This window comes from Capnocytophaga sp. G2, from assembly GCF_035282625.1.
Taxonomy (GTDB): domain Bacteria; phylum Bacteroidota; class Bacteroidia; order Flavobacteriales; family Flavobacteriaceae; genus Capnocytophaga.
This window is the reverse complement of sequence record NZ_JAYKBU010000007.1, coordinates 119,536-130,690: the sequence shown is the minus strand read 5'-3', so window position 1 is coordinate 130,690 and position 11,155 is coordinate 119,536. Positions and strand designations below refer to the sequence as shown.

Below are 11,155 nucleotides of genomic sequence, written 5' to 3'. Positions count from 1 at the left end.
CAAGATATAAAGACATATCAATATAAGATTAATGATAGACCAAGAAAAGTATTAAACTTTAAAAAACCTAAAGATTTGTTCTACCAAAAGGCAAGCTGAAAAATTTCACTTGGAGGTGGAATTGGCATATTCCTTTTTTTGCAAGTTTTACTTTTCTTATTACCTTAGTTTTATCAAAAGAGTATAAAAAGAAGGGAATTAGTTTCTATGTCATATTTTATCTGAAATGGCTTTTGGGTACTTTTATTTCATATATCCTTTCAGAACTTATTCTATTGAGAATCTCAATAACAAATTTACCCTCACTTAAGGAAATGATCATTTTTCATAAATGCTCTAAGGAATATGTTATTTCTATTTTTAGTTGCATTTTTAATCTCACCAACATAATGATAGGAATAATATGTACCCTTCCCCTACTCTATGTATATAGAAGAATAATAATAGAAAAAACTATACACACTAATAAAAACAATTCATTTTAAATAATTCACAAATTATGGGAATATGTGAACATTTTTACTTATTATCTCCTACTGTGTTGCTTTACTTAGTAAGCCTATTGATTACTTTTTTGTTTGTCAAAAAGAATAAGTTTTTATACTTTTGCCTTATCAATTGGGCGCTCTGTACGATAAGCTACATTTTCTTTTTCGGGGAAATATACATGAATATTCGAATGTCCCCTTCTGATTATAGCGATCGTATGTTTGACATCTCAGAAGGATTTCCGCCAATAATGATGGAACCTCTTCATCATTTGTTATTCTTAATAGCTATATTTCTGATTATTAGAAAAATATTTATTAAAAAGAAAAAATAATTCCGAAATAGTCCCCTCTGGATGATTTTTGATAGGATAAATACAATACTTAATTACTTACCTTAAAAGATATGAAAAAATATTCATTAGTTAGGCTTGACCTTTTCCGTGTAAAAAATGCAGAGTTCAAGCAATTTCTCACTCGCCTCTTTGAAGATTTTCAAGGTTCTAGGCTTTCCTTGGACACCGATGAAGTTCTCAAAAATCTTTTCGAATCTCTTAAAAGCAAATCCGACACTTATGCTAAGGCACTCGAACAGGTAAGAGCTAAAGAAGAATCCAAAAAGATAAGCGAACTGAACAAGGTACGCAATGCTGATTTCCAAGCACTCAAAGATAGTATCAAACCTTATAAAAATGCTAAAACGGAAAACCAACAAAAAGCCTACCACGCACTGAAGCTCGTTTTTGACAACTACAAAGGAGTCGTTCAAGATAGTTATGAAGGCAGAACCAGCCGCCTACATACACTTATCAGTCAATTACGCTCCAATGAATACAGTGATGATGTAGATACCTTATATATAGTTGGCTTTGTAAACGAACTGGAGAAATCCAATACAGCTTTCAATGAGATTTTCAACAAGCGTTCCCTACAATCTCTACAAAAAGAGACTCTCAGCGTAAAAGAAATTCGCAAAGAACTTACAGATATTTATCAAAATACTGCCAATTACATATTAGCTGTTACCAATGTAAAAGAGGATCCTTTCTATACCAAAACCTTAGAAGTACTCAATAATAGCCGCAAATACTATTCGGATATGTTGGCTCGCAGATAAGCAAAGTATTCAATAACTTTCCTTGATAATCATACAAACAAAATGTCCCAACAAAAAACTAAAAACAACGATACAGATATATTGAAAAAACTCTTTGAACATACCAAGCCTTACAAATGGATGTTTGGCTTGGTGTCATTTTTGGCAATATTTATCTCTGGAGCAAGTTCTCTAAGAGCTTATATATCCAAAGAAATTATTAATAATTATATTGTTCCCAAGGATTATGACGGCTTATTATATGCTAGTTTGCTCCTGATAGGAATTCTATTATCGGAAATCATCTCTCAGATTTCCTTTGCTTACTATTCAGGATGGATAGGTCAAGCGGTCATTTATGACATCCGAAAGAAGTTATTTTCGCTCATGCTTCGCTTCAATATGAAATACCACAACCAATCTTCAGTTGGGGTACTTATTACGCGTGCTGTAAATGATTTAGAGCGTATTGGAGAGATTTTTAGTGCAGGACTCTTTGAGATTATCTCAGATATACTCAAAATGCTTCTCATTATGTCATTGATGCTACTAACCGATTGGAAATTATCACTACTTACCTTCCTGACTTTACCCATTATCATTTACGCTACACATCTCTTCCAAAAAGCAAGCAAAGCCGCCTTTACAGACATTCGTAGGGAGGTAGCCAACTTAAATTCTTTTGTGCAAGAGCGCATCAGTGGTATCAAGGTAGTACAACTATTCAATCGTGAAGAGCAGGAATATAAGGCTTTCCAAGAGATCAACGAAAAACATAAAAAAGCGTGGCTTCGCAACATCCTCCAGAACTCTATTTATTTCCCTATCGCTGAAGTATTGAGCTCTTTAGCAATCGCTTTGGTTATCTGGTATGGAGGCTTACAAGTTGTCAAGCATGAAATGGCGAGTTTAGGGGTGATTTTCATGTTTGTTCAATTAGTACAGGAACTCTATCGTCCATTACGCCATATTGCGGACAAATTTACTGTATTGCAAATGGGAATGGTCGCTTCCGGACGTGTTTTTGATATTATGGAAGAGGACAAGGAAAACATAGAAGATTTTAGTAGGGGTATTTGCCGAGACATAGAAGGAAACATTCGTTTCGATAAGGTTACCTTTGGTTATAAGAAAGATGAAGAAATACTTCATGGTATTAGCTTCTCAGCAACTCAAGGAGAAACTATTGCCATCGTAGGGGCTACTGGAGCAGGTAAATCCACAGTTATACAACTTCTCTCTCGTTTTTACAAAGCTAATTCGGGAAAAATACTCATTGATGGAATTGATTGCAACGATTATAATTTAGAGAACTATCGCAAACAGATAGGTGTTGTTCTTCAAGATGTATTTCTTTTTGCAGATAGCATCTTCTATAATATTACTTTGGGAGATGAGCATATTACTTTAGAGCAAATAAAGGAAGCTGCCAGAGAGATTGGTATCCATGATTTTATAGAACAGCTCCCCAATGGCTACCTCTTTGATGTGAAAGAGCGAGGTGCCGTTCTATCTGTTGGACAGCGCCAATTAATTTCTTTCCTTCGCGCATATGTACACAAGCCTAAAATCCTTATCTTAGATGAGGCAACTGCTTCAGTGGATTCACATTCTGAAAAACTCTTGCAGCAAGCCACAGAGAAAATTACTCAAGGACGAACTTCTATTGTAATTGCCCACCGCCTTTCCACTGTACGTAAAGCTGATAAAATTATTGTAATAGACAAAGGAAACATTGTAGAAGAAGGCACTCACGAACAGCTCCTTAAAATCTCTAACGGGTACTATAAGAACCTGTATGACATGCAGTTTGCTACTGAATAGTACGTTAAAAAATATGAATAAAAATAAATTATAGAAAAAACTTTCTTTTTAGAAGGTACTATTGATTTTTTCCGTAATTTTGCCTCCAAAAAACACTAATTAATAAAGATTATGACAGACATCAAAAAAATAGCTGTTCTTACCTCAGGAGGGGATGCACCAGGAATGAATGCTGCTATACGCTCCGTAGTACGTACATGCGCTTACCACCAAGTAGAAGTATTAGGTATATATCGAGGTTATCAAGGAATGATTGAAAATGATTTTACTCCTTTGGATGCCCGTAGTGTACGTAACCTCATCAATCGTGGGGGTACTTTCCTTAAGTCAGCGCGGTCAAAGGATTTTCAAACTTCTGAAGGACGCAGAAAGGCTCACGAAAATCTTATTGCAGCAGGAGTAGATGCTCTTGTAGTTATTGGAGGAGATGGCTCCTTTACAGGGGCTTTGCGCTTCAATCAAGAATTTGGTTTTCCTGTCATGGGTATCCCCGGTACTATTGATAATGACATTTATGGAACTACCTGTACACTTGGCTATGATACGGCACTCAATACTGTAGTGGAAGCCATTGACAAAATTCGTGATACAGCAAGTTCTCATAACCGAATGTTCTTCATTGAAGTAATGGGACGTGATGCAGGTTTCATTGCCCTAAACTCAGGTATTGGAGGAGGAGCAGAGAAAATTCTTATCCCTGAACAACATAATACCTTAGAAGAATTGGTTAATGAAATAGATATCAATCGTAACAAAGGAAAAATGTCTAATATTATTGTAGTCGCTGAAGGAGATACTACAGGAAAAAATGTATTTGAACTTAAAAAATATGTAGAGGAACGAAATCCCGACTATGATATCCGTGTAACTGTACTGGGACATATCCAGCGCGGAGGGGCACCTTCTTGTTTTGACCGTGTACTAGCAAGCCGTATGGGAGTAAAAGCAGTAGAATCCCTCTTGGAAGGAAAATCAAACTATATGGTGGGGATCAATAATGATAAAATAGACCTCACCCCCTTGGAAAAGGCTATCAAAGGAGGAGATAGCAAGCTCGATCCTGACCTTATCCGTATTGCGGAGATTATGAGTGTATAAATATTAAAAAACAAAATAAATTTTTTAGTTAAATTATTTTTTGTAATTTCGTCCCATGAAAATAGCAGTTATTGGCACAGGTTATGTAGGTTTAGTATCAGGTACTTGCTTTGCAGAAGTTAGTAATACAGTTACTTGCGTAGATGTAAATGTTCAGAAAATAGAAAACCTTAAGAAAGGGATTATTCCCATTTATGAACCAGGCCTTGAGGCTATGGTGCTGAACAATATAGCCAATAAAAACCTCTTTTTCACTACTGATATAGCACAAGCTATTAGGCAAGTAGAGGTAGTTTTTATTGCTGTAGGGACGCCTATGGGAGAAGATGGGTCGGCAGATTTGCAATATGTACTCTCTGTTGCCCAATCCATAGGAGAGGCTATGCAGCAACATTTAATTATTGTCAATAAATCCACTGTTCCCGTAGGTACTGCTGATAAGATAAAAGAAGTTATAGACTTAGTTCTAAAGAAAAGAGGTGTAAGTATAGCCTTTGACATAGTTTCTAATCCAGAATTTCTCAAAGAAGGAAAAGCCATTCAAGACTTTATGAAACCTGATAGGATCATTATAGGAGCAGAGAGTTCGTATGCCTTTGAAAAAATGAAAGCACTCTACTCTTCTTTCTTCTTACAACACGAACGTTTTATCACCATGGATATTCGTTCCGCTGAAATGACCAAATATGCAGCAAATGCCATGTTAGCCACTAAAATATCCTTCATGAACGAAATTGCTAATATCTGTGAGCGCGTAGGAGCAGATGTCAATAAAGTTCGCTTGGGAATAGGTTCAGATACTCGTATTGGCTACAGTTTTATCTATCCTGGTTGTGGATACGGAGGGTCTTGTTTTCCAAAGGATGTGTTAGCCCTTAAAAAATTAGCTGAAGAAGTCGATTACAAAGCTGAGCTTATAGAATCTGTAGACAATGTCAATAACCGACAGAAGCTTCTTATTGCTGAAAAGGTAATAAAAAAATATGGAGAAGATCTCTCTGGAAAAACCTTTACTGTATGGGGCTTAGCCTTTAAACCTGAAACGGATGATATGCGGGAAGCCCCTGCTATCTATATCATCAAGAAACTAATGGCAAAAGGTGCAAAAATAAGAGCCTATGATCCAAAAGCTACTCATGAAGCTAAGACCTTCTATCTGAAAGACTATGTTATTGAGTATGTAGAGAGTAAGTACGAAGCCCTAAAAGGAGCTGATGCTTTGTTACTGCTTACCGAATGGAAGGAGTTCCGATCCCCTGATTTTGAGGAAATAGGTAAGCTCCTCAAGGATAAAGTTATCTTTGACGGACGCAATCAATACAATGCCTTCAACTTGCCAAGTATGGGGTTTGAATATATACAAATTGGAGTGTAAGCAATGAAAGTATTAGTAACAGGAGGTGCAGGCTTTGTGGGTTCCAATCTTTGTGAAACCTTAGCTAAAAATCCTGAAAATCATGTTTATTCATTAGATAACTATTTCACAGGAAGTCGAGAAAATCATGTAGAAGGAGTTACCTATATAGAGGGAAGTACAGAACATATTTTTGAACTCATTGACTTTACCCCTGACCTTGTCTATCACTTAGGTGAATACTCACGAGTAGAACAGAGTTTTGATGATATTGACAAGGTATTGTTATTTAACAAAATAGGAACACTAAAAGTATTAGAATTCTGCCGCAAACACCATTGCAAACTCGTATATGCAGGCAGTAGTACTAAGTTTGGTGATGGAGGTTTAGGTAAAGACCAAAGTCCTTATGCATGGAGCAAGTCGTCCAATACAGATCTGATTATCAATTATGGGAATTGGTATGGCCTCAAATATGCTATTGTCTATTTCTATAATGTGTATGGTAAAGGAGAAATCAGCACTGGTAAATATGCTACCCTTATAGCTCTCTTTACTGAACAAATGAAAAAGGGTGAATCCCTAACAGTGGTAAGTCCTGGTACTCAACAGCGCAATTTCACTCATATAGAGGATATTGTTTCAGGATTACTCATTGTAGGAGAAAAAGGCGAAGGTGATGGTTTTGGTATAGGAAGTCCTGAAACCTATACCGTATTACAGATTGCTCAGCTCTTTGGAGGAAAAATACAAATGCTCCCTGAACGCAAGGGCAACCGTATGACCGCAGAAGTAGTTACTCAGAAAACAGAAGCACTGGGCTGGAAAGCAACAAGGCATATTGAGGAGTTTATTGAAGAACTGAGAAATAATGAGGAATAGAATTAATTTATTGCTAAGAACAATCAAAAATAATAAAAAAGTAATTGAAAATTATTTTTTTATGACTTTATTATTAGTGCTAAATTCATTTTTTGGATTATTAATCTATCCTTTTATAATAAGAAGTTTAGGTAAAGATACTTATGGAATTTTTGTATTTGCTTCAACTATTGTAAATTATTTTATTTATTTTATTAGTTTTGGATTTGATTTATATGGAGTAAGAAAAATTTCTGAAAATCCTTCTAACACAGCTATCAAATCTGTCATAGTTTCTAAAATTTTCTCAACAAAAATCTATTTAGAAATTATATCTGTATTAGTTTTTAGCATATTATTATTTCTTTTCCCTACTTTTAAAAAGAATATTGATATTTATATTATATGTTTTTTTATGACTCTTGTAAATATTTTCTTTCCTACTTGGTATTTTCAAGGAATTCAGAAAATGCGAGTTGTAAGTTTCATTCAATTGTTTTTTAAAATTTTATCTTTACCTTTTATTTTTATATATGTAAAAGAAAGTTCAGATTTATTATTTTTTACTATAATTATGATTTCTTCTAGTCTCCTTGGATCCTTTGTTGCATTTTTCTATTTAATTAAAATAGAAAATCTAATAATCCGAGTATTTCATTGGAAAAATGTTTATGACTATGTCAAAGAATCTTCCTATTTCTTTTATACTAATATAGCAAATATGAGTAAAACAGAAACTATAAAACTTATCATAGGAATAAAATACGGTATGGGAGATTTAGCAATTTTTGATTTAGCTCAAAAAATAATTTCTATTCCTATGATTTTATTATCTAATATTAATGGAGCTTTATTTCCTAAAATAATACAAAATTTTAATATAGAATATTTAAAAAAAATACTGAATTTTGAAAGGTTATTAGGTCTTTTTGCGATTATAAGTGTCATTCTACTTGGCAAATTTGCAATAAGAATTTTCGGAGGTAACAGTATGGAATTAGCCTACCCCTTGTCTATTATACTAAGTTTCACTATTTTCATTTTCCTACAAACAGGCGTTTATCTATATTTAATTCTAATACCAAAAGGATTTGATAGAAGTGTATTAGACAACCAAATTATAGCTTTCATTAGCATTATGATTTTTATTTTATTAGGAATAAATTTTTTCAATAGTATTTTTGTATTACCAATATGTCTTGTCCTCTCTGGAATTATGGAAATCATATATTTAAGATACAAAATAAAAAAAGAAAAATTACTTTATAATGAATAATATACCTCTTATTTCTATCATCACAGTTTCTTACGATGCTGTTAAAACGATTGAACAAACCATTCTATCAGTTCTCAACCAAACTTACCCTAATATAGAATATATTATTATTGATGGAGGTAGTACCGATGGTACCCTTGATATCATTAAGAAATATCAAGATAAAATCACTTACTGGATAAGTGAACCTGATAAAGGAATCTATGATGCTATGAATAAAGGAATACTAAAAGCTACAGGGGTGTGGCTCAACTTTATGAATGCAGGTGATACTTTTTATAATCAGCAAGTATTAGAAAAAGTATTTAAGGATAATGATTGGAGTGATACCGATGTAATCTATGGAAATGTAAATATAGAATATCCAAAGAAAACAAAGTTAAAAAAACCGTTACCTTTAAAAAAAATAGAACAACAAATGGTCTTCTGTCATCAAGGAAGTTTTGTAAAAACTGTACTACAAAAACAACATTTGTTCAATACAACCTATAAGATTTCTGCTGATTACAGTTTTTTTCATCAGCTATATATAGAAGGCAAACATTTTCATTACTTAAACTTTGTTATTGCAAAATTTCTATTTGGAGGATTATCCTCTAATGCTATTACTAAAATGTTTGTAGAATCTTGGCATATAGCAGGAACAAAATATAATAAATTTTATATTTACACCATACTAAAAGTAAAAATAATAGAAAAAATAAAAAGGCTTTTTAGGTTATGAAAAAGATAATGTTAGCAATGGCTACCTACAATCGCAAAGAGGTTTTAGAGAGAACTATAGTTTCTTTAACGCAAGTAAAAAACATAGAAGATGTAGATATTTTTATTTTTGATGATTGTAGTACAGAATATACAAAAGAAGACTTAAAAAAAATGATCCCTTTTGCCAAACAAATTGTAGTAAGAGAAAATAATTTGAGGGCTGATAGGAATATGTATCAAATACATCAGGATTACATAAATAGTAATTATGATATTTTATTACAAGTAGATTCTGATGTTATTTTTCATAAAGATTTTATAGAGATCATAAAATCTATACTTTCTACACAAACAAAATATCCAGTATTTAGTTTGTATAATTCAAGCAATCACCCGTTTGTTGAAAAAGGAAATTCATTAGAGATTAATAAAGTTATTTTTAAAGAAAAACATTCAATAGGAGGTATATGTGTTTTGTTTACAGATAAAAATATACTTAAAAACATATTAGAAAATATTCCTAAAGAAAGGAAATCATTTGCTTATGATTGGTATTGGTCTCATAAATTGCAAGAAAAAGGAACTCCAGTGATGGTAAGTAAACAAAGCTTTTTACAACATATAGGAGTAGAAGGACAAAATAATAAAGAAATAAAAGGAATTGATATAGGATTAAATTTTACACCTACTAATACTAATGATTTAGAATTTTTATTGCAGCACTACGAAATAGTTATTTCTAATTTCGTAAAACAGAATGATAAGTATGTGTTTTTCAGCAGAAACAATTTTTTTATAAAGTGTATTATTACAATTTATAGATTTATAAAAAGTTTAAAGAGAAAAATTTTTAATAAATGAAATTTTTAGAAGATCTTAGATTTTTAAAGGAAAGATGTGGTAATTCATATATAATGGCTTTATTAAGTAATAGAGGTATCCATTGTTTATTATTTTATCGACTATCTCATTTACTATACAAGTATAGAATACCATTATTACCTCTTATTTTTACAAGGATTATACAAATTATATATGGAGTTGATATCGATTATAGAGCTCAACTAGAGGGTGGGATCATTATTGTTCACGGAATAGGATTGGTGATAGGTTCAGGAGTCATTATAAAAAGTAAAGTAACTCTCTTTCATCAAGTTACTATAGGTGTAAGGGGGGGGGAGAATAAGGATATAGGATTTGCTACCATTGAGGAAAATTGTACAATCTACGCAGGTGCAAAAATATTAGGAAGTGTTACTATCGGTAAAAATAGCATTATAGGAGCTAATGTGGTAGTTACAAAAGATATTCCTATAAATAGTATTGTTACTACAGATACAAAATTACTAATAAGAGAACGACAAATAAAATCATAAATGTACTTTTTAGTGCCTATATATTCATTTTTAGCTTTTGCAGCTCGCTTCTTCTTTACAGAGAAACTCTCTAAAGAAGTCAAAACCTATATATATGTATTCAGTTATATCCCCATTATTTTTGCACTTCTATACATCGCAGGTTTAAGGAATATAGAAATAGGTATAGATACTTTTCATTATGGAGAAATCTTTGAAGATCCTAATGATATAGAAATAGGGTTTCAATGGTTCGCTGAATTTATAAAATATATAGGAGGTAATTTTCACTTTTTTCTATTTTTGTTTTTCTTTATATCATTATTCTTAAAACTATATGCTTTTAAAAAAGTTTCTTTATATCCCTTGCTTTCTATTTGCATTTATTCAAGTTTTTGGTTTTTAGTATATGAAATGAATGGTATTCGTCAAGGGATTGCCCTAGGTTTCATAGCTTTATGTTATTACTATTTGACTATTAATAAAAAGAAAAAATTCTATCTTTCTTTAGTAGGAGCTATATTATTTCACTATTCTGCTCTTATTTTTTTACCTCTTATTTTTGTTATAAAGAAAAAATGTACTAAAATATTATTTTGGGCAATATTTAGTATTGTTTTTTTATTTGCCTATTTAGGGGTAACTACTTTTTTATTAGGGGGATTAGGAGCTATTATGGGAGTTGATTTACGTTTAATAGAACGTATATTATCTTATCAACAAAACGAAGCTTTTAATGCCAATATTTTATATTCTTTTAGTACCTTTGTCCGCCTATTATTGTTTTTTACTACTTATTTTTTCATTAATAAAGTAAAACTACCTGATCAAACTAAGAATATATTTTTATGGTGTGCTCTACTAAATATTAGTACTTATCTTTTGTTTAGTGAAGTTGAGATCATTGCAACAAGACTCTCTTTATATTATCGCTTCTATGAATGTTTCTTTTTGGCTTGTTTACCTAATGCTTTTAAAGGAAAAGGTATAAAAATTTTGATAGGATTCCTTTTGTGTTTATATGCTCTTTCTCAAATAATTAAAACACTATCAATTCCTAATAATGGATTGATTCCTTATAAATCTATATTGTTCTAG

Annotated in this window: 10 protein-coding genes; all 10 read left to right on the top strand. The window is 32.1% G+C overall.

Going from position 1 to position 11,155, the window contains the following annotated elements; all coding sequences use genetic code 11:
* Window positions 1-894 precede the first annotated feature (894 nt).
* The 10 genes from VJJ03_RS05865 to VJJ03_RS05820 all read left to right on the top strand — a co-directional run bounded on the left by VJJ03_RS05865 (window position 895) and on the right by VJJ03_RS05820 (window position 11,155).
* The gene (locus VJJ03_RS05865) at window positions 895-1,605 is read left to right on the top strand and encodes a DUF6261 family protein (RefSeq protein ID WP_323974417.1); all 711 of its coding nucleotides are present in this window, start codon (window positions 895-897) and stop codon (window positions 1,603-1,605) included.
* 42 nt (window positions 1,606-1,647) lie between these two features.
* Window positions 1,648-3,408, top strand: coding sequence for an ABC transporter ATP-binding protein (locus tag VJJ03_RS05860; RefSeq protein ID WP_323974416.1), 1,761 nt, complete (start codon window positions 1,648-1,650; stop codon window positions 3,406-3,408).
* 111 nt (window positions 3,409-3,519) lie between these two features.
* Complete coding sequence (gene pfkA / locus VJJ03_RS05855; RefSeq protein ID WP_323974415.1) at window positions 3,520-4,506, top strand: 6-phosphofructokinase; 987 nt, start codon at window positions 3,520-3,522, stop codon at window positions 4,504-4,506.
* A gap of 55 nt (window positions 4,507-4,561) precedes the next feature.
* On the top strand, window positions 4,562-5,881 hold the full coding sequence (locus VJJ03_RS05850) for a UDP-glucose/GDP-mannose dehydrogenase family protein (protein WP_323974412.1): 1,320 nt from the start codon (window positions 4,562-4,564) through the stop codon (window positions 5,879-5,881).
* 3 nt (window positions 5,882-5,884) lie between these two features.
* The gene (locus tag VJJ03_RS05845) at window positions 5,885-6,742 is read left to right on the top strand and encodes an NAD-dependent epimerase/dehydratase family protein (protein WP_323974410.1); all 858 of its coding nucleotides are present in this window, start codon (window positions 5,885-5,887) and stop codon (window positions 6,740-6,742) included.
* Window positions 6,732-7,997, top strand: coding sequence for an oligosaccharide flippase family protein (locus VJJ03_RS05840; protein WP_323974408.1), 1,266 nt, complete (start codon window positions 6,732-6,734; stop codon window positions 7,995-7,997). The genes VJJ03_RS05845 and VJJ03_RS05840 overlap by 11 nt, the downstream gene beginning before the upstream one ends.
* Complete coding sequence (locus VJJ03_RS05835; protein WP_323974406.1) at window positions 7,990-8,721, top strand: glycosyltransferase family 2 protein; 732 nt, start codon at window positions 7,990-7,992, stop codon at window positions 8,719-8,721. Before VJJ03_RS05840 ends, VJJ03_RS05835 begins: the two co-directional genes overlap by 8 nt.
* A complete protein-coding gene (locus tag VJJ03_RS05830) occupies window positions 8,718-9,563 on the top strand; it encodes a glycosyltransferase family 2 protein (RefSeq protein ID WP_323974404.1) in 846 nt (281 codons plus the stop codon). Before VJJ03_RS05835 ends, VJJ03_RS05830 begins: the two co-directional genes overlap by 4 nt.
* Window positions 9,560-10,078, top strand: a complete 519-nt coding sequence (locus VJJ03_RS05825) for a serine O-acetyltransferase (protein WP_323974402.1) — start codon at window positions 9,560-9,562, stop codon at window positions 10,076-10,078. Before VJJ03_RS05830 ends, VJJ03_RS05825 begins: the two co-directional genes overlap by 4 nt.
* The gene (locus VJJ03_RS05820) at window positions 10,079-11,155 is read left to right on the top strand and encodes an EpsG family protein (RefSeq protein WP_323974400.1); all 1,077 of its coding nucleotides are present in this window, start codon (window positions 10,079-10,081) and stop codon (window positions 11,153-11,155) included.